The sequence below is a fragment of the Gordonia sp. 11cp genome (genome assembly GCF_057767225.1).
Window position 1 is genome coordinate 3,305,061 of record NZ_CM173437.1, and the last position, 22,532, is coordinate 3,327,592.

General features: G+C 68.5%; 18 protein-coding genes. 7 read left to right on the forward strand and 11 right to left on the reverse strand.

Annotated elements, in window-relative coordinates; genetic code table 11:
* The first annotated feature begins 18 nt into the window (after positions 1-18).
* Positions 19-1,830, forward strand: a complete 1,812-nt coding sequence (locus AC3B6C_RS14790) for a BCCT family transporter (protein ID WP_488373299.1) — start codon at positions 19-21, stop codon at positions 1,828-1,830.
* 102 nt (positions 1,831-1,932) lie between these two features.
* Here the strand turns inward: AC3B6C_RS14790 and AC3B6C_RS14795 are convergent, their stop codons facing one another.
* The gene (locus AC3B6C_RS14795; RefSeq protein ID WP_488373300.1) at positions 1,933-3,246 is read right to left on the reverse strand and encodes an aminotransferase class I/II-fold pyridoxal phosphate-dependent enzyme; all 1,314 of its coding nucleotides are present in this window, start codon (positions 3,244-3,246) and stop codon (positions 1,933-1,935) included.
* Positions 3,247-3,323: 77 nt separating this feature from the next.
* On the opposite strand from AC3B6C_RS14795, the gene AC3B6C_RS14800 reads away from it, so the two are divergent.
* Positions 3,324-3,740: a DUF5313 domain-containing protein gene (locus tag AC3B6C_RS14800; protein ID WP_488373301.1), complete on the forward strand. Its 417-nt coding sequence runs from the start codon at positions 3,324-3,326 to the stop codon at positions 3,738-3,740.
* A 34-nt stretch (positions 3,741-3,774) separates the two neighbouring features.
* Here AC3B6C_RS14800 and AC3B6C_RS14805 read toward each other — a convergent pair whose 3' ends face one another.
* Positions 3,775-5,295 (reverse strand): dolichyl-phosphate-mannose--protein mannosyltransferase, encoded by a 1,521-nt coding sequence (locus AC3B6C_RS14805; protein WP_488357555.1) that lies wholly within the window; start codon positions 5,293-5,295, stop codon positions 3,775-3,777.
* A gap of 38 nt (positions 5,296-5,333) precedes the next feature.
* Between AC3B6C_RS14805 and rsmI the strand changes: the two genes are divergently transcribed.
* Entirely contained in the window at positions 5,334-6,284 is a 951-nt protein-coding gene (gene rsmI / locus AC3B6C_RS14810; RefSeq protein WP_488373302.1) for a 16S rRNA (cytidine(1402)-2'-O)-methyltransferase, read from the forward strand.
* On the opposite strand, the gene AC3B6C_RS14815 is transcribed toward rsmI, so the two are convergent.
* The 8 genes from AC3B6C_RS14815 to AC3B6C_RS14850 form a co-directional block, all read right to left on the reverse strand.
* Positions 6,208-7,455 carry a helix-turn-helix domain-containing protein gene (locus AC3B6C_RS14815; protein ID WP_010844391.1) on the reverse strand — a complete coding sequence of 416 codons (1,248 nt, stop codon included), beginning with the start codon at positions 7,453-7,455 and terminating at the stop codon, positions 6,208-6,210. The two genes, rsmI and AC3B6C_RS14815, sit on opposite strands and share 77 nt — an antisense overlap.
* 30 nt (positions 7,456-7,485) lie before the next feature.
* On the reverse strand, positions 7,486-8,712 hold the full coding sequence (locus AC3B6C_RS14820; protein WP_488373303.1) for an aminodeoxychorismate synthase component I: 1,227 nt from the start codon (positions 8,710-8,712) through the stop codon (positions 7,486-7,488).
* A gap of 15 nt (positions 8,713-8,727) precedes the next feature.
* Positions 8,728-10,302 (reverse strand): methionine--tRNA ligase, encoded by a 1,575-nt coding sequence (metG, locus tag AC3B6C_RS14825; RefSeq protein WP_488373304.1) that lies wholly within the window; start codon positions 10,300-10,302, stop codon positions 8,728-8,730.
* A gap of 352 nt (positions 10,303-10,654) precedes the next feature.
* Positions 10,655-11,896, reverse strand: coding sequence for an HNH endonuclease signature motif containing protein (locus tag AC3B6C_RS14830; RefSeq protein ID WP_488373305.1), 1,242 nt, complete (start codon positions 11,894-11,896; stop codon positions 10,655-10,657).
* 277 nt (positions 11,897-12,173) lie between these two features.
* Positions 12,174-13,163, reverse strand: a complete 990-nt coding sequence (locus tag AC3B6C_RS14835) for a HEAT repeat domain-containing protein (protein ID WP_488376271.1) — start codon at positions 13,161-13,163, stop codon at positions 12,174-12,176.
* A 2-nt stretch (positions 13,164-13,165) separates the two neighbouring features.
* Positions 13,166-13,888, reverse strand: coding sequence for a HEAT repeat domain-containing protein (locus AC3B6C_RS14840; protein WP_488373306.1), 723 nt, complete (start codon positions 13,886-13,888; stop codon positions 13,166-13,168).
* Between the two features lie 85 nt (positions 13,889-13,973).
* Positions 13,974-16,331, reverse strand: a complete 2,358-nt coding sequence (locus AC3B6C_RS14845) for a glycoside hydrolase family 65 protein (RefSeq protein ID WP_044506266.1) — start codon at positions 16,329-16,331, stop codon at positions 13,974-13,976.
* Positions 16,328-17,050: a beta-phosphoglucomutase family hydrolase gene (locus AC3B6C_RS14850; RefSeq protein ID WP_010844384.1), complete on the reverse strand. Its 723-nt coding sequence runs from the start codon at positions 17,048-17,050 to the stop codon at positions 16,328-16,330. The genes AC3B6C_RS14845 and AC3B6C_RS14850 overlap by 4 nt, the downstream gene beginning before the upstream one ends.
* A gap of 181 nt (positions 17,051-17,231) precedes the next feature.
* Here AC3B6C_RS14850 and AC3B6C_RS14855 point away from each other — a divergent pair, with 181 nt between their 5' ends.
* From AC3B6C_RS14855 to rsmA, 4 genes are all read left to right on the forward strand, one after another.
* Positions 17,232-18,065: a PhzF family phenazine biosynthesis protein gene (locus tag AC3B6C_RS14855; protein WP_010844383.1), complete on the forward strand. Its 834-nt coding sequence runs from the start codon at positions 17,232-17,234 to the stop codon at positions 18,063-18,065.
* A gap of 57 nt (positions 18,066-18,122) precedes the next feature.
* Positions 18,123-19,040, forward strand: a complete 918-nt coding sequence (locus AC3B6C_RS14860) for a TatD family hydrolase (protein ID WP_488373307.1) — start codon at positions 18,123-18,125, stop codon at positions 19,038-19,040.
* Positions 19,041-19,131: 91 nt separating this feature from the next.
* Positions 19,132-20,298: a resuscitation-promoting factor gene (locus AC3B6C_RS14865; RefSeq protein ID WP_193363236.1), complete on the forward strand. Its 1,167-nt coding sequence runs from the start codon at positions 19,132-19,134 to the stop codon at positions 20,296-20,298.
* On the forward strand, positions 20,262-21,200 hold the full coding sequence (gene rsmA, locus AC3B6C_RS14870) for a 16S rRNA (adenine(1518)-N(6)/adenine(1519)-N(6))-dimethyltransferase RsmA (protein WP_488373308.1): 939 nt from the start codon (positions 20,262-20,264) through the stop codon (positions 21,198-21,200). The genes AC3B6C_RS14865 and rsmA overlap by 37 nt, the downstream gene beginning before the upstream one ends.
* A 229-nt stretch (positions 21,201-21,429) precedes the next feature.
* Here rsmA and AC3B6C_RS14875 read toward each other — a convergent pair whose 3' ends face one another.
* The gene (locus AC3B6C_RS14875) at positions 21,430-22,422 is read right to left on the reverse strand and encodes an LLM class F420-dependent oxidoreductase (protein WP_014925990.1); all 993 of its coding nucleotides are present in this window, start codon (positions 22,420-22,422) and stop codon (positions 21,430-21,432) included.
* Positions 22,423-22,532: the final 110 nt, after the last annotated feature.

The window sequence follows — 22,532 nt, forward strand, 5'->3', positions numbered from 1 at the left end:
GATTGATTGGCTTGAACGATGACAAGTGAACAGGATGTGATCACTGGGCGTCCGAAGCAGACACTGGACCCGGTGGTTTTCACCGTGACCGCGGTGCTCGTCATCGCCTTCGTGATCTGGGGGATCGGGGACAAGGAGAGTCTCAACTCGACCACCACCGAGGTGTTGAGTTGGATCACCAACAACCTCGGCTGGCTGTTCATCCTCTCCGCGACGGGCTTCGTGATCTTCGCCGTGTTCCTCGCCGTGTCCAAGTACGGCCGGATTCCCCTCGGCCGGACCGGGGAGAAGCCGCAGTTCCGCACCGTGAGCTGGATCGCGATGATGTTCAGCGCCGGCATGGGCATCGGGCTCATGTTCTTCGGCGCGTACGAACCGCTCTACCATTTCGCAAGTCCGCCACCGGAAATCGGTCAAGACGACATCCGCGCGGCCATGGCGACGACGATGTTCCACTGGGGTTTCCACCCGTGGGCGATGTACGCGGTCGTCGGCCTCGCACTGGCTTACAGCACGTACCGGCTGGGCCGGACCCAGCTGATGAGCGCCGTGTTCGAGCGGCTCCTCGGTCCGCGGGTGGCCAACGGCCCGGGCGGCAAGATCATCGACATCCTGGCCATCTTCGCCACCCTGTTCGGCACCGTGGCCTCCCTGGGGCTCGGCGCGCTGCAGATCGGATCAGGACTCGACACCCTCGGCTGGGTCAACGAACCGACGAAGATGTTGCTCGTCGCGATCATCGCGATCCTCACCGCGGCGTTCGTCGCATCGGCGGTGTCGGGCATCGCGCGCGGGATCCAGTGGCTGTCGAACATCAACATGGTGCTCGCCGTCGTGCTGGCACTGTTCGTCTTCATCGTCGGCCCGACGATCTTCATCCTCAACCTGTTGCCCACCACCCTGGGTGCCTACCTCACCGACATCACCACCTTCGCGGCCCGCTCCGACGCGACGGTGACCACCGAAGCGGGCCATCAGTGGCTGGCTGACTGGACGATCTTCTACTGGGCGTGGTGGGTGTCGTGGACCCCGTTCGTGGGTCTCTTCCTCGCGAAGATCAGCCGCGGCCGCACGATCCGTGAGTTCGTGATCGGCGTGATGGTCGTCCCGACGACGGTGTCGCTGGTCTGGTTCTGCATCTTCGGCGGTACCGCGATCCATCAGGACATGGAGGGCACCCTGGCATTCGATCCGGCCACCGCGGCCAGTGAGAGCACGCTGTTCGACGTGCTCGCCCACCTGCCGTGGACCGGTGTCGCCTCGGCTCTGGTGATGATCCTGGTCGGCATCTTCTTCGTGTCCGGCGCCGACTCGGCGTCGCTCGTGATGGGCACGCTCTCGCAGCGGGGTGTCGAACACCCGTCGCGTTCGCTGACGGTGTTCTGGGGTGTGCTGACGGGCGTCGTGGCCGCTCTGCTGCTGGCGATCAGTGGCGATGGCGCGCTCGACGGCATCAAGACGATGGCGATCATCGCCGCGTTGCCGTTCGTCGTGGTCATGATCGGCATGTGCCTGTCGCTCTTCCTCGACCTCCGGCGCGACCCGCTGATCGTCTCGCGTCACGTGTTGTCGGCCCAGGTCGACGAGCACGTCCGCGAGCAGGCCGTCGCCATCGCGACCGGCGAACTGGAATCGATCGACGCCGACGCGGTCCGGCATCTCGAGAGGATCGACCCCGACCTGGTCGAACAGGCGAACGGTTCGGAGTCGGCCGGGTCGACCAACGGATCGGCGCCCGCCGAATCGACTGTCGGCGATGCCGATCGGACCGACGGGGGACGTGACGAGGGTCAGCGCGGCATCGACCGGCTGACCGGTCCCGCGGTGTAGCGACCTCGACCCGCAAGCACGACGAATCCCGGTGGGCCGCGCGGTGATGCGCGGCCCACCGGCGTATCTGGTGGGTATGGTGAGACGGCCGTCGGACCGTCGTCAGACCTGTGAGATCGCGTCGGCGAGAGCAGTCGTGAACTGTTCTGCGGTTGCTCGGTCGAGCCGGGATGTCGTGACCCGCAGACCATTCCGTTGTGTGGCGTCGTCGACGGCGAAGATCGTTCCGGGTTGCACCGCCCAACCCCGGCGTGCGAGTTCGGTGCTGACCTTCTCCGCGGGACTCTCGTCGGGCAGGTCGACCCATGCGTTGATCCCGTCCGGTGGCCCCAGGGTCGACGCGACGCCCCGCGTGGTGAGCTGATCGACGAGAAGTCGCGCGCGACGGGCATATTCGCCGCGCGCCGTGGCGATGAGCCGGGTTGTCGCCGGATCGGTCAGCAGGTGAGCGGCGGTGGTCTGCAGCAGGTGGCTGACCCAGGGGCGACCGGAGCGTAGTCGGGCGTCGAGCGCGGCGGCGGTCGTCGGGTCGGCATCGACGAGGGCGACCCGCAGGTCCGGACCCAGGAACTTCGCGACGGACCGGACGACCGCCCAGTGCCGGCTGTTGTCGGGGATCACCCGGTGGTAGTCGTGGACCGACAACAGCGAGAAGTGGTCGTCTTCGACGACGAGCACCTCGGGGTATCGCTCCAGGAGCGCACGGAGTTCACCCGCACGCGCTTCGGACAGGGCGATCCCTCCGGGGTTGTGGCCGCGGCAGGTGACTATGACCGCTCGCGCACCCTCGTCCAGCGCTCGCGCCAGGTGATCGGGACGCATCCCGTGCTCGTCCAGTTCCACCGCCAGCGCGCGGTACCCGTTGACGCGGATCGTGCCGACGCTGGCGAGAAAGCACGGGTTCTCCACGGCGACGGAGTCGCCCCGGACGAGGTGCGTGTTCAGGAGTCTCTCCATCGCGTCCACGGCTCCGTGGGTCGCGATCAGTTCTCCCTCCTGCGGATGATCGCTGAACAACACCGGCGCCGCTGCCCGCAGTGCCGGTGCCACGGCGGAGGTTCCGTACATCGTCGGGCGGTAGGGCGCCGCAGCGATCGCGGCGCGCAGATCGGGGAGGAGATCGGGGTCCGGATTGCCGCCGGCCAGGTCGACGGCGTCTGCGGGAGCGGCGAGTTCGCTGCCGGGTTGCAGTCGGTCGGCGACGACCGTGCCTCCCCGACCGCGCGTGTCCGCCGCACCCAGCGAGACGAGCTGGCGGTAGGCGGTGGCCACGGTGTTGCGATTGACGCCCAGCTCGACGGCGAGTTCACGGATCGGCGGCAACGAATCGCCCGGCCGTAACCGACCGGCGACGATCGCGTCGCGGGCGCTCTGAACGATCGCGTTCACTGTCTGCCCGGTGATCACGACGCACACTGTACTTCCGCCTCGACATTTTTTGTCCTAGGACAAATGCTACCGTGGTTGTACACGCGGAAGTCAGGAGTGCGCCCATGAACCAGCCACACGAATCCTCGAGCCCGGTCTGGTGGCGTTACGTCGCCTACTGGTACGGCGGCAGATTGCCTGCCTCGGCGCAGGATTGGGTGATCAACGATCTGACCGGCCCCGGCGCGGCGGTGCGGATGGTCACGCGGTGGTCGATACCGTGCATCCTCCTCGTGCTCCCGATGCTGTTCGTGCCGGGGCCGTGGGGGGTGCGGATCACGATGACCATGCCGATCCTGCTGTCGTACCTGTTCTTCTCCATCGCGCTGAACCGTGTCTACCGCCGCTACCGGCTGGTCCAGCACGGACTCGACCCCGAGCTGATCAACACACTCGAACGTGCGAAGAACGCCGACCTCTATGTCGAGTACCACCGGAAATATCGCAACAAGACCACCCGGCCGTCGTCGTTCTCCCGGTAGGGCCCTCCGGGGAGCCCGCCCGCTCCCGCCGGTGTCAGCCCCAGCTCGGCAGCCAGATCTGCTGCCGCCAGAGGCCCGGCGATATCGGGGAACCGGTGAGGATCGGCCACAACCACACGAAGTTGGCGACGACCAGACCCACGTACATCGCGACGACCATGATCGCCAGCGCCCGGCGCTCGGGCCGGGCGCGCGCTGTCGCGGCGGCCGAACGCAGGAGGTCACCGCAACACAGCGCCAGGCCCATCACCAGGAACGGCGCGAGCACGGTCGCGTAGAAGAAGTACATCTGCCGGTCGAGGGCGAGGAACCACGGCAGGATGCCGGCAAGGTAGCCGACGAGAACCGCTGCGTACCGCCAGTCGCGGCGCACGATCCACGACCACAGCCCCCACAGCAGCATCGGCAACGCCAGCCACCAGAGGGCGGGCGAACCGATCAGCATCTGCGCGCGCACGCATTCGCCCCCGCCGCATTGGTCGGGACCGTTCTCGAGCGCGTAGAGCATGGGCCGCAGGCTCATCGGCCACGTCCACGGCTTGGACTCCCACGGATGATGGTTGCCCGCGGAATTGGTGAGTCCCGAATGGAATTCGAGGATGCCGGATTCGTAGTACCACAGCGATCGCCAGGCACCGGGAACCCAGGCGAACGGGCCGTCGGTACCGATCGTGTTGCCCACCTGGTAGCGGTAGACCGCCGTCTCGCTGGTGAACCACGGGATGTAGGTCAGGAAGTAGATGACGACCGGCATGACGGCGAGACTCGCGCCGCTCGGGACGACGTCGCGCACGAGGGTGCCCACCCACGGACGCGGGACGCGATACGCGCGGCGGGCGGCCACGTCGAAACCGATCGCCAGGGCGGTGAAGAAGATGACGTAGTAGATGCCGGACCACTTGGTGCCGCAGTTCAGTCCCAGCATCACACCGGCGGTGAACCGGTACCAGCGGAAGCCGAGACGGGGTCCGAAGGGACTGTCGGCGATCCGGCCCTCGAGATAGACGCGGTACATCCGCTCCCGGACCTGGTCGCGGTCGGCGACGAGCGCGGCGAAAGTGGCCACGATGAACAGGGTCTGGAAGATGTCGAGCATGCCCATCCGGGACTGCACGAACAGCACGCCGTCGCAGATCGCGAAGACCCCCGCGATCGCACCCACCAGCGTCGACCGCGTGAGCCGGCGCACCGCGCAGTAGATCAGCACGACGACCAGGACGCCCGAGACGGCCGGCGCCACGCGCCATCCGAGCGGGCCGTAACCGAAGATCGCCTCGGACGCGGCCAGCATCCATTTGCCGACCGGCGGATGCACGACCAGCCCGTACGCCGGGTTGTCCTCGATCCAGTTGCCGCCGGACAGCACCTGCCAGCCCTGCGGGACGTAGTGCTTCTCGTCGAAGACCGGTGTGCCCTTGTCGGTGGGATGGGTCAGGGCCCAGAACCGGGTGACGGTGGCCAGGAGCGCGATGACCACACCGACGACGAGTCCACGACCGCGGTCGGGGGCACCGAACAGCGGTGCGGGCACGTCCGGGCCCAGGCGAGGTGGCACCCGATCGATCCTAGTGGTCCCTCGTAAGCTGGCTGTCGATGAACGCCGCCCAGTCCGACACACCCGATCTCGACGACGATGCGAACGTGCCCGACGACCCCGCCGTGATCGCCGATCCCGGTCCCGACCCCGAGCGCGCCTCGGACGTTGGCGGCCGGCTGGTCCTGGCGGCCACGCCGATGGGCCAGGTCGACGACGCCTCGCCGCGTCTGCGTGCGGCGCTGCAGACCGCGGACATCGTGGCCGCCGAGGACACCCGGCGTGCCCGTGCGCTGGCCGCGGCTCTCCAGGTCGAGATCGGTGGCCGGCTGGTCAGCTACTACGACCAGGTCGAGGCCGCCCGCACCCCGGGTCTGGTCAGCGCGATCGCCGGGGGACAGACCGTGTTGCTCATCACCGACGCCGGCATGCCCTCGGTCAGCGACCCCGGGTATCGGGTGGTGGTGGCGTGCGCCGACGCCGGACTCCCGGTCACGGCGCTGCCCGGGCCGTCGGCGGTCACGACGGCCCTCGCGGTGTCGGCACTGCCCTCGGAGCGGTTCTGTTTCGAGGGTTTCGCCCCGCGCAAGCCCGGCGCGCGAGCCGCGTGGCTGCGCGAACTGATCTCCCAGCCCCGGACCGCCGTGTTCTTCGAATCACCCCACCGGCTCGCCGACACGCTCAACGCCGCGGCAGAGATCCTCGGCCCGGATCGTCGCGCCGCGGTGTGCCGCGAGATGACCAAGACCTATGAAGAGGTGCGGCGCGGCGGACTGGCCGAACTCGCGGAGTGGGCGGGCACCGGCGTACGCGGCGAGATCACCGTCGTGATCGCCGGAGCCGTCGCCGCCGAACCCGACATCGACGACCTCGCTGACCAGGCCGAAGAACTCGTGGCCGGCGGCATGCGACTCAAGGACGCGTGCGCGGAGGTCACGCAGGGTTCCGGTGCCTCTCGACGCGACGTCTACCAACAGGTGCTCGAAAGACGTCGAGCTGATCCGGGCTGACCCGCAGTTCCACGCGCGGTGCGAGACGGTACGGCCGGCTCGAGACGAGCGCCCCGACCACCCGGCGCAGCCGCGACAGCTCGGCGCGCACACTCACGGTGTGCCCGTCGTCGCCGAAGAGCAGCTGGCTCAATCGCTGTGAGGTGAGGCCCTGCTCGCCGGCATCGGCGAGGAGCAACAGGATCTGGGCATGCCGTCGGGTCAGCACGGTGCGCCACGGCTCGCCGTCGCCGGTGACCGTCACGGTGGGTTCCCCGTCGAGGGAGAGTTCGGCCAGGACCGGGCCGGACGGGCCGGCCGGACGCACCAGCCAGCCCTGGCCTAGGCGCTCGACGACGCAGATGCCCAGACCCGCCACGAACTGACGCATGTTGTCCGTCGGCGCGGCGACGCGGACGGGCGGCGTGCAGCCGCGCCCCTCGGCCACCCACCCGTCGTCGTCGATGAGCAACCCCGGCCCGTGCAGGCCGGCGAGCTGGGCCTGACCGGCGAATCGCAGGTCGGCGAGCTCGCGCTGATGGGTGAGGGTGATCTCGTGTTCGCCGAGGGCGGCCAGTGCGGAGGTGAAGGCCGAGGCCGCGGGCTGCATCTCCATGGCAGGTCCGGCCAGGCCCGCGATGGCGATCATGTCGCCGGTGCGGTGGTCGTGCACCGGCACGGCGGTGCAGAACAGTCCGTGCAGTGAGCTGTAGTAGTGCTCGGCCCCGAACAGCCGTGTCGGGCGCTGCAGGCGAACCGCGAGGCCCACCGCCGTGGTCGCCGTGGAGTCCTCGTCCCACCGGCTGCCCTCGACGAGCTCGAGCCGGTCGGCCTCCGGGAGCACCGAGGCCGAACCGCCACGCCACAGCAGCACGCCGTCGGCGTCGAACACGCCCAAGGTCATCGACGCGTCGTCCGCGGACTGGGCGAACAGACGCTGAAGTGGTTGCACGGCGTCGCGCAGTGGGTGCGTGGCGCGGCGGGTCTCGAGTTCGTCGTCCGAGATGTGACCCGGGTTGTGCGCGTCGACGGTGGAGCGGTGCCGGCCCGACCGGACACGACCCCACGATTCGACTACATCCCCTGGCACGTCGGCGCGTGGCGTGCCGCCCGACATGAAGGCATCGTGGTCACGGCGCAGATCACGATCGAGCACCGTGAGATCGGTGGACGACCGGATGGGCACAGTCATGTGCGGAATCGTACCCAAAGCGGCCGCCGATCATGCCCAACCGCGCGGCCTCACGATGCTCGAGGCCTTGTCGAGGCATTCCTGCCATTCCCGGGCGGGGTCGGAATCGATGGTGATCCCACCGCCGACGCCGAGGGCGAGGGTCCCGTCGGGGGTGATCTCCACGGTCCGGATGGCGACGTTCAGGTCGAGCGCGCGGTCGGGGCCGGCCATGCCGATCGCCCCGCAGTACACGCCGCGCGCGTCTGCCTCCCAGCCGTCGATCAGCTCCATCGCCCGCAGCTTCGGAGTGCCGGTGACCGACGCCGGGGGGAACGTCGCCGCGAGGACGGCGTCGTTGCCCGTGCCCGTTGCCAGGATCGCCTCGACGCGCGACACGAGGTGCCAGACGCCGGGCGCGGGCACCACCGTCAGGAGCTCGGGGACGCGCACGCTGCCGGTCACCGCGATGCGTCCCAGATCGTTGCGCACCAGGTCGACGATCATGATGTTCTCGGCGATGTCCTTGGCGGAGGCGGCCAGCGCATCGGGGTCGGCGGAGGCCGGCAGGGTGCCCTTGATCGGCGACGACGAGATGATGTTGCCGGTCCGGCGCAGGTAGGTCTCCGGTGAGAGGCTCGCCACCGACCCCCAATCTCCCTGCAGGAAAGCGGCTTTCACCGGTGCGGTGGCTCCGGCGAGTTCGGTGAAGTAATCGACCGGGCGGCCGGTCAGTGTCCCGGTGAAGCGGGTACACACGCATGCCTGGTACACCTCGCCCGCGCGGATCGCCTCGAGGCACTCCGCGATGGCGTCCAGGTGCGGAACACGTTGCGGGGGATGCCATTGCACCGTCGGGACGGTGTCGGTCCGACGATGAGTAACAGAGGTGCGAGCCGCCCCGGCGGCGTTCACCACCGCCTCCGCCCAGTCGGGTACACCGGTGCCGGCGCAGCTCCAGCGACCGTCGCGGAGTACGAGCACGCCGTCGGTGTGCCCGCCGACATTCGGTGGCAGCGACGCGTCGTGCGGCCGCACCGGGAAACCGAGGTAGCCGAACCAGAATCGATCGGGGTCGTCCGGCGGGAGACAGCCGGGCGTCAGTTCGATCGAGGGCGCGATGACGGCGTCGGCGTCGTACCAGTCACCGATCAGCGCGGCGGGCGGCGGCAGCCGACGCGCGGCGGTCTCGGCGTGCAGGGCGCGCAGCACGTCGAGCGCCGGTGCTGTCGCGCTCGGGCCGAGCGAGCCAGACCCCACCCCGTCCGACGAGATCATGCTCGGAGTGCGGGATCAGTTCTCGTACCGAGGGAACACCGGAGTCGGCTTCGGCAGCGCGGTACCGGGCGCCAGGCGGGTGCCCACGGCGGTGAATCGACGGTCGTCGCCGACGACGAGGAGGTCGAGGATCTTGCCGGACGACTCCGGCATGACCGGCTGGCTCAGGAGTGCGACGATGCGCACGACCTCGGCGCAGACGTAGAGCACCGTGCCGGTGCGCTCGAGATCGGTCTTCGCCAGTTTCCACGGCTCCTGTGCGGAGATGTACCGGTTGGTCTCGGCGAGCGTCGACCACAGGGCCTCGAGTGCCAGGTGGATCGCCTGGTTGTCGATGTGGGTTCGCACGGTGTCGAGCAGCGAGTCGGCGCGCGCCAGCAGCGCGGTGTCGGTGTCGGTGAGCTCGCCCGGCGCCGGCAGGGTGCCGTCAAAGTACTTGCCGACCATCGACAGCGTGCGCTGGGTCAGATTGCCGAACTCGTTGGCGAGGTCGGCGTTGATGCGGGACACGATCGCCTCGGCGGAATACGAACCGTCCTGACCGTAGGACACCTCGCGGAGGAAGAAGTAGCGCACCGGATCGAGGCCGAACTCGTCGATGAGGTTCTCCGGGTCGACGACGTTGCCGACCGACTTGCTCATCTTCTCGCCCTTGTTGAACAGGAACCCGTGCGCGAAGACCCGCTCGGGCAGGTCGATACCCGCACTCATCAGGAAGGCTGGCCAGTACACGCAGTGGAACCGGATGATGTCCTTGCCGATGATGTGCAGGTCGGCGGGCCAGTAGCGGGCGAACGTCTCCGGGTCGTCGACGAAGCCGACGCCGGTGAGGTAGTTGGTGAGCGCGTCGACCCACACGTACATGACGTGTTCGGGATGGTCGGGGACCGGCACGCCCCAGTCGAAGGTGGTGCGCGACACCGACAGGTCGGTCAGGCCGCCCTTGACGAAGCTGATGACCTCGTTGCGCCGGACGTCGGGGCCGATGAAGTCGGGCCGGGACTCGTACAGCTCGAGCAGTTTGTCCTGGTAGGCGGAGAGCCGGAAGAAGTAGGTCTCCTCCTCGGTCCAGGTCAGCACGTGCCCGGTGTCGGCGGCCACCCGGTCGCCGGCCTCGTTGACCTCGGTGTCGCCCTCGCCGTAGAAGGTCTCGTCGCGGACGTCGTACCAGCCCGAGTACTTGTCGAGGTAGATGTCGCCGCGGTCGCTCATGCGCCGCCAGATCTCTTCCGATGCCCGCTTGTGGTCCTCGTCTGAGGTCCGGATGAAGCGATCGAAGCTGGACCCCAGCCGCTCCTGCAGCGCCTGGAACCGGTCGGAGTTCCGGTTGGCGAGCTCTGCGGTGGGGATGCCCTCGGCGTTCGCGGTCTGCTGCATCTTCTGCCCGTGGACGTCGGTGCCGGTCAGGAACCGGACGTCGAAGCCGTCGAGTCGCTTGAACCGTGCCAGGGCGTCGGCCGAGATGTACTCGTAGGCGTGCCCGATGTGCGGAGCGCCGTTGGGGTAGGCGATCGCGGTGGTGATGTAGTACGGGCGTCCGCCGCCGTGGGAGGTACCGGACGGATCAGGGCTGGTCAGATCGGGTGCCATAGTGCCCAACAGACTACCGATCGGTGGAGACGACACCCAATTGCGGTCCGCACGATTCCTGACCGGCCCTGGTCGATCTTGCGGGTGCGCACAGTCTGTTGAAGGCTGCGGACGATGCGCCCGGGTCGGCACCGCGCGTACAGCTAGGGGACCGGCGCGCTGACCGACCTCGGACCCGTGCTGCGTCCGATCCTGCAGCCGGGTGCGTCGCCGTGTCGCCGGATACCGCGCCGGGCTCTCACACTGTGGAGTTGTCAAAGAACTGTTGTGACGATCGGGTCGCCGGGTTCTACGTACGGGTACGTCGTCGTCTCACTCGAAATGCGAGTCCGACAGCTCGGGCTTGAGCGACCTACACAAGCACGTCGTCGAGCCGCATGGTGCGTCGGTTGTAGGCGGGCCGTGGCCGGCGGTCGGGGTCGATGTCTGCAGGAGGGATCAGCCAGGGGTGGCGGTCGTGGCCCATGATCACTTCCCAACCGTGGTGATGTACCTGGGTGTGACAGCGTTGGCAGAGCAGGCATCCGTTGTCGAGGTCGGTGGGGCCGCCGTCCACCCACGGCACGATGTGATGCACCTGCGTATGTGCCGCGGGTGCACCGCATTTGATGCAGCACAGGTCGCGGACCGTGATGGCCCTTCGTAAGTGAGACGGGAAGAGTCGTCTGCTGGTCCCCATCTGTAACGGCACTCCTTCTCGGTCCAGCACGATCTCGCCCACGATGGCGTCGCACGAGAGTCGTCTCGCGGTGGCCTGTGACACCGAACCGACCCAGGGCAGTCTCGCCGGCTCCTTCGCATCGGCCGGGATCGTGACCAGTAGTTGGGTTCTGGGTGTGCCGCTGGTGTCGAGGGTCGCGCCGATCGCCGCCTGATCCAGCAACAATTCGAAGCCGTCCGCCCACCGTTGTTCGCGCGTACGCCGATCCTCACTGCCGTCGGGCTCGGGTCGCGGGCAGGATCGCTCGTCGATCATCGACAGGAACTTCTCACCGATCACAGCTGTGACGTCGGCCTTGATCTCCACGCGACCGTCGTCGGTGATGTGCGAGTTCACCGCGTTCAGGGAGGAGTCCTCGGCAGCGGGGATGGCGTCGTCGGCGGTGACCTGGATGCGGTGGGAGATGGTGCGTGCGTGGTCGGCGATCTCGATGGGGGTGGCACCCGAGAATGCCTGCGCCAGTAGTTCGGACTCGTAGCGCTCTCGATCGTCGTCGGAAACATCTGTCGGGGTTCGTTTCTCGATGATGGTCATGCCACGGACAACGGCGTCGACGCATTCGGTCGCCAGATACCCGTCAGCGGCGCATGCGCCGAGCTTCGGCAATGAGTCGATGCCCGCCCCGATTCGCACGCTGCGGTGAGCGACCGCCGGCGCGAAACCCATCTCGATCAGCACCCCGCGCGTGGTCGACCCCACCTTGTCGGCCGCGCCGGTCGCATCGAAAGCTGCTGCGTGCACGGCGATCTGATGGCCTACCGCGTTGTACAGGAACCGGAGCTCGTCCAGTCGGTCGAGAATGCCCCGACCGGTCGGGTCGATCGGTGGTTCGAGTGCGATGACGACGTCGCGCATCTGGGGGAGCGAGGGCATGCCACCAAGGTAGTCGACAATTCGTTCGAGGGCGAGCGATTTCCACAACCAATAGTGCCCAATTAAATTACGCGGCAACGCAATTAACTTGTGTACCCTCAGTGAGCAGCAGTACCGCCAGTGAACTGCAGTGAACCGAGGTGAACAGAAGTCTCATGAGTCCCAACGTTTCACGTCGAGTGGGAATCGACGGCGGCATCACCGCATTGCTGGGCGTTGTTCCGGATCGGCGGACCGCTCCATAGTGGCTCTGACGCAACGGATTCAGAGAATTCGATCAGTCCCCGGGCCGCTGATCCAGGATCACGATCGCTGTTCGCGCCACCATGCTGTCGGCGTCACCGATGAACGCTTGCAGCGCCGAAGTCGCTGCGGTACCGGGTATCTCGGCCAGTGCCTGCACCAGTCGGGATCGCACGGCCGCATCCGGGTCGGCCCCCAGGCGGTCGACGAGCAGGTCCACGATCCGCTCGCGGTGGGCTTCGTGGCCGGCGAGGATCTCGGCGGCCTCGACATCGCGGTCGCCGGCGGCGATGAGCTCGACGAGTCCGTCGACCGCCGCGTCGACGCCGCGCCGCCCGAGCGTCAGGGCGGCCACGCGGCGGACCACGGTGTCGGGGTCATCGAGCAGGCCGTGCAACACCGCGTCGACCTCATCGTTCTCCGCGAGTGCCGCCAGCGCGGTGACCGCGCGACGCCGGATCATCGGGTCAGGATCCGCCGCTCCCGCGGAGAGCTGGTCGATGCCGCCCGGTCTCTGCGCGAGCGCCCACCGAAGCGCACCGGCGACGTTGGGATCGCTCTCGGCCAGCAGCGCGTCGGCCAGCGACTCCCCGGACACGCCCACCTCGCCGGCGAGCAGCGCGGCCCGCTGGCGAAGGGCCGCGTGTTCGGACTGGACCGCACGGAGCAGACCGATCACGTCGAGTACCGACGTCCACTCGGTGGGACCCGTCACCGCGACGCGCTGCAGCCGCTCGAGGAGCCGCGTGTCCGCGGCGATCCGCGCGCGGGTGTCGTCGATGAGCCGGTCCATCAGCGAACCGGGTTCGAAGTCCGGATCGTCGAGCGCGCGACCGACCTCGCGCAGCGAGAGTCCGAGCGATCGGAGACTCTCGACGTGCATGAGCCGCTCGAGATCCGCCGCGGCGTACTCCCGGTAGCCGCCCGACGTCCGCCCGGTGGGCCGCACGAGTCCGAGCGAGTCGTAGTGGCGCAGCATCCGGCTGCTCAAGCCGGTCTGCTGCGCCACCTCGCCGATCAGCACCGTCACGCCCCGTCGACCGACTCGGCGCCGGACGAATGCTGCTCGGACGAATCGCCGTCGGACGAATCCCTTTCGGAGGCATCACCATTCAAGCGCGAGGCGAACTCCAAGGTGGCCTCGAAGTCGCTTTCCGGATCGTCGATCAGTCGCTCGGTCGCGGCCACGTGCGCCCGCACCTCGCGATCACCGCGCTTCTTCGCGGTGGTGAGCGGCCCAGCCGCGAAGTCGCCGAGTCCGGCGAGGGCACGGCTGAGACTCCGCCGGACGTCGGTGCTCCCGCGGCCCAGTTCGCCGGCCAGTTCGTTCGCGAGCCAGGTCTCGCGGCCGGCCGGGACCAGGACGACGGCGGCCCGCCAGGCGGTGCGCGCCACCTCGTCGTCGGCGTCGTGCAGGAGCGTGGGGGAGATCGACGCCCATGCCGACCGGTCGCCGATCTTCGACAGGGTGTGCAGGGCCTGCGCCCGGGCCTGGGGTGACGCCGATTCCAGCTGGGGGAGGAGGACGGGCACCGTGAGGTCGGCCGGTAGGCGCGTCAGGGCCCAGGTCAGCATGTCCCGCACGAAGAAGTCCGGTTCGACGGCACAGCGTCGGATGAGATCGTCGACGTACCCGGGATGCGGGTTGGTGCCCGCGGCCATCGCGGCACGGAGCCTCGTCGACGCGTCACCGGCCGCGAGTGCGCCCACGAGCGCGGGATCGAACGGTCGAATCGTCTGGTCGGTCATCGTCGACCACCTCCTTCGCCGTCGATCACACCCCTTGACACAGTGACAACGTCAAGTGCGCGGACCCCGACCATGGGGCCGGGCCCTAGATCTCCCGTCGGTAGGGTTCGCATCCCGGTGGCGCCTTCGGCGGCTCGCGATACTCCAGCTCCGGGATGTGCATGGTCACCGGGGCCGACTCGAGCGTGAACTTCTCGCCGTGATGGGCCAGGTCGATCGGCGGACCCGACAGCAGCCGGTACGTCGCGTTGTCCTTGTCGACGGCCACCACGATCTTCGAGTCGCGGATGATCATGCGGAACGACATGTACGTCAGCCGCCGGGGGAGCCGGGGCGCGAACGTGATGTTCCCGCCGAAGTCGCGCATGCCGCCGAAGCCCGCGACGCAGTCGGTCCAGGCGCCGGCCAGCGCGGCGATGTGCAGGCCGCTGCTGACGTTGTTGTGCAGGTCGTGCAGATCGGTGAACACCGACTCGGCGAGCAGATCGTAGGCGAGGTCGGGGTAGCCGACCTCGGCGGCGGTGACCGCCTCACAGCACGCCGACAGCGACGAGTCGCGGACGGTCAACGGGTAGTAGTAGTCGAAGTTGCGCAGCTTCTGCTCGGCGGTGAACGCATCGCCGAACAGGTAGGTCGCGAACACCAGGTCTGCCTGCTTGACCACCTGCTTGCGGTAGAGGTCGTAATACGGGTAGTTCAGCAGGAGCGGATAGCGTCCGACCGACGACTCGAAGTCCCAGGCGCCCAGCAGGGTGAACGACTCACACTGCTGGTGGACGCCGAGGGCGTCGTCGTAGGGGATCGTCATGTCGTCGGCACACGCTTCCCAGTGCGCCGCTTCGGCGGTCGTGACCCCGAACTGTTCGGCGAGGTCGGGCCGGCGGTGTACGGCCGCCACGGCGTCCCGCAGGTTCTGCTGCGCCGCGAGGTTGGTGAAGGTGTTGTTGTTCACCACGGCGGTGTACTCGTCGGGACCGGTCACGCCGTCGATGCGGAACTTGCCGTTCACGTCGTGGTGCCCGAGGCCGGCGAACAGTCGTGCGGTCTCGACGAGGAGTTCGACGCCGCACTCGGTCTCGAACTGTTCGTCGTTGGTCGCCCGGAGGTAGCGGGCCGTGGCGTTGGCGATGTCGGCGGACACGTGCACGCCTGCGGTGCCCGCGGGCCAGTAGCCCGAACACTCGTCGCCGTTGATCGACCGCCACGGGAACATCGCCCCGCGCTGACCGAGTTCGGCGGCGCGGGATTTCGCCTTGTCCATGGTGGAGTGGCGCCATCGCAGTTCCTCGCCGGCGGCGGCGGGGACCGTGTAGGTGAGCATCGGGAGGATGAAACTCTCGGTGTCCCAGAAGGTGTGACCGTCGTAGCCGGGGCCGGTGAGCCCCTTGGCCGGGATGGCGCGGGACTGACCGCGCGCGCCGGCCTGCAGCACGTGGAACAGCGCGAACCGGACCGCCTGCTGCAACTCCGGATCGCCGTCGAGTTCGACGTCGGCGTCGCGCCAGAAGTCCTCGAGGTAGCGGACCTGGTCGGCCTTGAGCGAATCCCAGCCGGTCTCCATCGCCATCGCGAGCGCCGCGTCGACCTGGGCGCGCAGCGCCGGCACCGAGCGTCGGGCCGACCAGCCGTACCCCATGTACTTGGTGAGGGTCAGGCTCTTGCCCTTCGGCACGTTGGCCGCGATGGTGAGTCGGGCGAGGTCACCGTCGGCGCGGATGAAGGTGTCGGCCTTGTCGGGGAAGTAGATCTCGTGGTCCATACCGGCCGCGATGTGCAGGCCGGACTTCTTGGTGTGGTGGACCAGCATGCCCCAGTAGTTGCGGCAGGTGGCGAGGTCGGAGACCAGCGGGGCGTCCAGCGCGGCCGCCAGGCGCGGGTCGTTGCCCGGTGCCGGCACCGGCTCGTTGGCCAGGAGATCGGACTGCAGAACGAGTTTCATGTCCTCGTCGACCGGCTCGACCTCGTAGCGGATCGCCGCGATCGTGCGCTTGGTGAAGGACACGAGACGCTCGGACTTGATCCGGACCTTGCGGCCGGTGGGTGAGGTCCACACCGTGTGACGACGGAGGGTGCCGGTCCGGAAGTCCAGCGTCCGCTCGTGCTCCTCGGTACGCCCGTACCGGAGGTCCATCGGCTCGTCCTCGACCAGCAACCGGATGATCTTGCCGTCGGTGACGTTGACGACGGTCTGTCCGGACTCGGGATAGCCGTAGCCGCTCTCCGCGTAGGGCAGACCGCGCAGCTCGTAGAAGCCGTTCAGGTAGGTGCCGGGATGGTCGACGGGCTCGCCTTCCTCGAACGACCCGCGTAAACCGATGTGCCCGTTGGACAGTGCGAACAGTGTCTCGGTTCGGCCGAGCATGTCCAGATCGACCCCGCCGCGCCATTTCAGCTGCCACGGATGGATCTCGAAGCCGAAGTCGTGGCCGTGCTCGGCGGTCATGCGGGCAGCAATTCGACGAGATCGGTCACGACGACGTCGGCACCGGCCGCGCGCATGGCCTCGGCCTGCACACCACCGACGCGGTCGACGCCCACGACGTAGCCGAATGCTCCCGCGCTGCCGGCCTGGATGCCGGAGATGGCGTCTTCGAAGACCGCGGCCGCCGCGGGTTCGACGCCCATCTGCTCGGCGCCCAGGAGGAACGAGTCGGGAGCGGGCTTGCCCTTCAGGCCCTTCGTCACGATGTCGAGCCCGTCCACCCGGACCTCGACGAATTTCGACAGATCCGCTGCATCCAGCACTGCTGCTCCGTTCTTCGAGGAGGTCACCACCGCGATCCGGAGGCCGGCATCTCGCGCCGCCTCGAGGTATCGCACCGAACCCGGATACGCCTGCCCACCGTCCTCGGCCAGGCTGACCAGGAACATGTCGTTCTTCCCGTTCCCGATCTCGGTCACGGTCTGCGGGTCGACGTCGTCGATCCCTCGTGAGGCGAGGAAGGCCCGGACGCCGTCCTCGCGGGGACGCCCGTCGACGTAGGCGAGGTAGTCCTGGTCGGTGAACTCGACGAAGTCGGCATGGTCCGCGCCGCCCAGGCGCGCGGCGAGAAAGGCGTCGAACGCCTTCTTCCATGCCTTGCGGTGTAGCACCGCGGTCTCGGTGAGAACTCCGTCGAGGTCGAACAGTGCGACGGTGATCGAATCTGGCAATCCCAACACGCTTCGCCACGCTACCCGTCCCGGACGACTCCGGCGCGATTTGCGTGGCCGGGCGGACCGTTTTCCCTCGACCACGTCCGCGCGCGTGTACCCGTCGTGTCGGGCGATGTCCGCCCGGGTCGGGGTGGGCGACCCGAAAACCCTTTGACCGGGCAACAACTGGGAGTGAGACGATGAACCGATGACCCGACGATTCGCCCAGATCGATGTGTTCTCCGCCACTGGAACCGGTGGTAACCCGGTGGCCGTGGTGCTCGACGCCGCCGACATCCCCGACGACCGGATGGCCGCGTTCGCCCGCTGGACCAATCTGTCGGAGACGACGTTCGTGCTGCCGCCGACCGACGCCGCCGCCGACTACCGCCTGCGTATCTTCACCCCGGACGGGGAATTGCCGTTCGCCGGGCACCCCACTCTCGGCTCCGCGCATGCCTGGCTGACGACGGGCGGCCGCCCGGCCGGGGAGGACATCGTGCAGGAGTGCGGCGTCGGCCTGGTCCGACTGCGCCGCTCGGGTGCACGCCTGGCCTTCGCGGCGCCGCCGTTGCGGCGGTCCGGCCCCGTCGAGCCCGCGGTCGTCGCCGAGGTCGCAGCCGCGCTGGGAGTCGATGTCGGCGAGGTCCTCGCGGCCGAGTGGGTCGACAACGGGCCGGAATGGATGGTGCTGCAGCTCGGGTCGGGGGAGCGGGTGCTCGAGGTGGCGCCGGACATCCCGGCCCTCGGGGATCACAAGGTCGGGCTGTTCGGGCGGTACGGCTCGGGTGACGGCGAGGTCTTCGGTGAGGTGCGGGCGTTCGTGCCGGGGATCGGTGTCCCCGAGGACCCGGTGACGGGCAGTCTCAACGCCGGTATCGCGATGTGGTTGCGTGCGCACGGCCACGCACCGGCGTCCTATGTCGCCGCGCAGGGTGCGGCACTCGGCCGTGCCGGGCGCATCCACGTCCACGACGACGGCGAGAACATCTGGATCGGCGGGGACACCACGACGGTGATCGAGGGCACGGTGACGCTCTAGGCGGTCGGGGCGCACCGCGGCCGGAGGCGTCGAACGCTCTGTGCCAAGGTGGGTGCCATGAGCGACGCCCCTGGTGGCCCCGGCACGGGGCCTGCCGAGCCGAACGGCGGCGAGACCCTGAGCAACAAGGCCGCGAAGAAGCGTCGTCGGCGCGAACCACCGCCGGACCCGGCTCCGCTGGCCGGTCTTGTCGACGCGCACACCCACCTCGCGGCGTGCGGCGGACGCGACGCCGACGCGGTCCGCGCGATCTGCGACCACGCGCAGGCCGTCGGCGTCGACCATGTGGTCACCGTCGCCGACGACATGGTCGACGCGCGCTGGGCGGTCGCGGCCGCGGAATGGGACGATCGGGTCTACGCGGCGGTGGCCTTGCATCCGATGCATGCCGGGGATCTGAACGACGAGACCGCGGCCGAGCTCGAACAGATGGTGCGTCACCCGCGGGTCGTCGCGGTGGGCGAGACGGGTCTCGACTACTACTGGCCCGGGAGGTCCGACGAGTGCGCGCCACCCGGGGTGCAGCATGAGACGTTCCGCTGGCACATCGACCTCGCGAAGCGGGTGGGCAAGCCGCTGATGATCCACAACCGTGAGGCCGACCGGGATCTGCTGGACGTCCTGGCCGCGGAGGGCGCCCCCGAATCCGTGATCATGCACTGCTTCTCCGGTGACCGAAATGTTGCACGCGAATGTGTCGAGCGTGGCTTCATGCTCAGTTTCGCCGGCACTGTGAGCTTCGCCAACGCCGAGGAACTCCGGATCGCGGCCGAACTCGTGCCCGACGACCAGCTCCTCGTCGAGACCGACGCGCCGTTCCTGACCCCGCATCCCTACCGTGGCCAGCCGAATCAGTCGTACTGCCTGCCGTACACGGCGCGGGCGCTCGCCGAGGTGCGCGGGGTGACGGACGCAGAGATGGCACAGACCCTCGGAGCCAACGCGCGCCGGGTGTACGGCATCCCTTTGCCATAATCTGGCCGGTTCGTTATCGTACTGTGATCCGCCTGGCCGGCGTGCAGATCCAGTCGGCCGACGTGGTGCCAGTGTTGCCTATCAGGATGTCGTGCCCTTGCCTTCCTTGCCGAACCCAGAGTCGTCCACCCCGGCGTCGCCAAAAACGGTCTTCTCCAAGATCAACGGATCGAACTCGTTGCGTGTCCGCGTCGCGGTCGGCGCCGTCTGCGCCACCGTCGCGGCCGGCGGGATCATGGGCGTCGCCATGCACAAGAACGTCGCGATCGACGTCGACGGCGACGTTCGGCACGTGTCCACCATGGCGATGTCCGTCGAGAGCCTCCTCGAGTCCGAGGGGCTCGCCCCCGCGGACGGTGACAAGGTGAGCCCCGGCCTGGACTCCGGATTCGGCGACGGCCAGACCATCAAGGTCAACCGGCTCAAGGAGGTCACCCTCGACGTCGAGGGCAAGCCGGAGAGGATCGTCACCAACGCCTCGACCGTCGATCAGCTGCTGGCCGAACGCGGGCTGAGCCACGCCGCCGAGCAGGCCGTCTTCGGCAACGAACTCCCGGTCGACGGCGGCGAGATCGACGTCGCGCTGCCCAAGCCGGTGACTCTCGTCGACGGCCCGGCCAAGAAGCGTCCGACCGTCGCCGCACACACCGTCAAGGATCTGCTCGAGTCACTCGGGACGCCGCTGGGCGCCGAGGACAAGGTCACCCCCGCGGCCGACACCAAGGTCACCCCGAACCTCAAGATCGTCGTCACCCGGATCAAGACCGAGGACGTCACCCTCACCGAGCCCGTCGCTCCGCCGGAGGTCAAGAAAGAGGACCCCACCCTCGTCCGCGATCGCAAGGTGGTCGAGAAGAAGGGGACTCCCGGCGAGGCGCGTGTCACCTACAAGGTCACCACTGTGAACGGCCGGGTCGTCAAGCGCGACAAGCTGACCAGCGAGGTGCTCAGCGAGCCCGTCGCGGCCACCGTCCGCATCGGCACCAAGCCGGGTGCGCCGTTCGTGCCGCCGGGGTCGGTGTGGGACGCGCTCGCCGCGTGTGAGGCGACCGGCAACTGGGCGATCAACACGGGCAACGGCTTCTACGGCGGCGTCCAGTTCGACCAGAACACCTGGGAGCGCTGGGGCGGTCTCGAGTACGCTCCGCGAGCCGACCTCGCCAGCCGCGAGGAGCAGATCGCGATCGCGAAGAAGACCCAGGCGGTCCAGGGCTGGGGCGCGTGGCCGTCCTGCTCGTCCAAGCTGGGCCTGCGCTGATCGACGAGACGCCCGCGGGCACGCCCGACGAGACACCTGCGGGCACGCCCGACGAGGCCCCGCGCCTACTCGGACCCGCGCAGATCCGGGAGCTCGCAGCCGAGGTCGGTGTCCGGCCGACCAAGACGCTGGGACAGAACTTCGTCCACGACGCGAACACGGTGCGACGCATCGTCGCGGCGTCGGGTGTCGGCGCCGGCGACACCGTCCTCGAGGTCGGCCCGGGATTGGGCTCGCTCACCCTCGCGCTACTCGGGACGGCCGGCAAGGTCATCGCAATCGAAATCGATCCGGTTCTCGCGCAACGTCTTCCGGCCACGATCGCGGAGTACGCGCCGAGCCGGCAGGACAATTTCGAGGTCATCCTCGCCGACGCCCTGCACGTGACGCGCGACGACCTCCCGGTGGTACCGACCGCTCTCGTCGCGAATCTGCCGTACAACGTCTCGGTGCCGGTCCTGTTGCACCTGCTCGGACTGTTCCCCGAGATCACCACCGCGCTCGTGATGGTGCAGGCGGAAGTCGCCGACCGTCTCGCCGCGGGTCCGGGCAGCCGGACCTATGGCGTACCGAGCGTCAAGGCGCGTTACCACGGACGCGTGAGCCGGGCGGGTTCGGTGGGACGCAACGTGTTCTGGCCCGAACCCAAGGTCGAGTCAGGACTCGTCCGCATCGAACGCACCGACGACCATTCGACCGACCCGCTCGACCGGCAGCAGGTGTTCGCCGCGATCGACGCCGCATTCGCCCAGCGTCGCAAGACGATGCGCTCGGCCCTCGCCGGCTGGGCGGGATCGGCGGCCGAAGCCGAACGCCGACTGCGCGAGGCCGGTATCGATCCCGGCGAGCGGGGCGAGAAGCTCGACGTCGACGACTTCGTCCGGCTCGCACGCACCACCTGATGGGGTTTGCTGCCTGCGCCTGCGCCTGACGAAAACCGCCCCTGGAATCCACCCACAGGAGGCGTCGCGGCGACCCACTTCTGCTCCCTGAGGTGCGAGGAGCGCTAGCGACGAGCCACGAAGGGTCAGGTGAGATGCCTCGTCAAACCCTTCGTGACGCTCGCAAGCTCGCTCCTCAGGGAGCGGGGGACGAGCACGCTCGCGCCTCAGGGAGCGGGAACCTCGCGTCTCAGTTCGACGCGGCTCGCAACTTCTCCAGCAGCGCGGGTGCGGCGTCGCGCAGGAACTCGTCTTGCGTGTCGCCCCCGATCTGGACGAGCGCGATGTCGGTGAAGCCGGCCTCCCAGAAGGGTTTCACGGCCTCGACGATCTGGTCGAGGTCGGGGCCGCACGGGATGTTGCCTGCGACGTCGTCCGGCGTGACGAACTGGGTCGCGGCGGCGAATCCCGCGGTGGTCCGCAGGTCGGCGTTGACATCCCATCCGCCGGCGAACCACCGGAACTGATCGTGCGCACGTTCGATCGCCTTGTCGCGGTCGGGATCCCAGCTGATGGGGATCTGCCCGATCGCGCGGGACCGCTGTCCGTCGACGGTCGGGGTCGACGAGTGCGCGTTCCAGGCGTTGATGAAGTCGGCGTCGGGTTCGACGGCGATCAGGTGGTCGGCGAGCGGGCCGAACGTCTCGATGCCCGCGTTGCCTGCGACCGCGACACCGATCGGGACCGGCTGATCGGGGAGATCCCAGATCCGCGCGGCGTCGACCTGGAAGAACTCGCCGCGGAAGTCGACGAGCTCGCCGGTGTGCAGCTTGCGGATGATCTCGATGGCCTCGGCGAGCATGTCCTGGCGGTCGGCGACCGACGGCCAGCCCTCGCCGACGACGTGTTCGTTGAGGTTCTCGCCCGAGCCCAGACCCAGGGTGAAGCGACCGTCGGCGAGGATCTGCAGCGTCGCGGCCTTTTGCGCGATGATCGCCGGGTGATAGCGGATCGTCGGGCACGTCACGTACGTCATCAGGTCGACCCGCTCGGTCGCGTGGGCGACGGCTCCCAGGACCGTCCACGCGTACGGTGCGTGACCCTGGGCCGAGAGCCACGGAAAATAGTGGTCGCTCGACACCTCGAAGTCGAAGCCGGCGTCTTCGGCGCCGACGGCGTACCGCACCAGCTCTTTCGGGCCGGCCTGCTCGGTCATCAGGGTGTAGCCGAATCGCGTTGCCATGGGGTTCTCCTCTGCGAGATCGGTCGCTTCGGTGTAGGCGTTGAGTCGTAGGTCCGAATCCGGGACGCTCGAGACGGTGGTGCCCGGACGGTGGACGTCCGACGACGGGG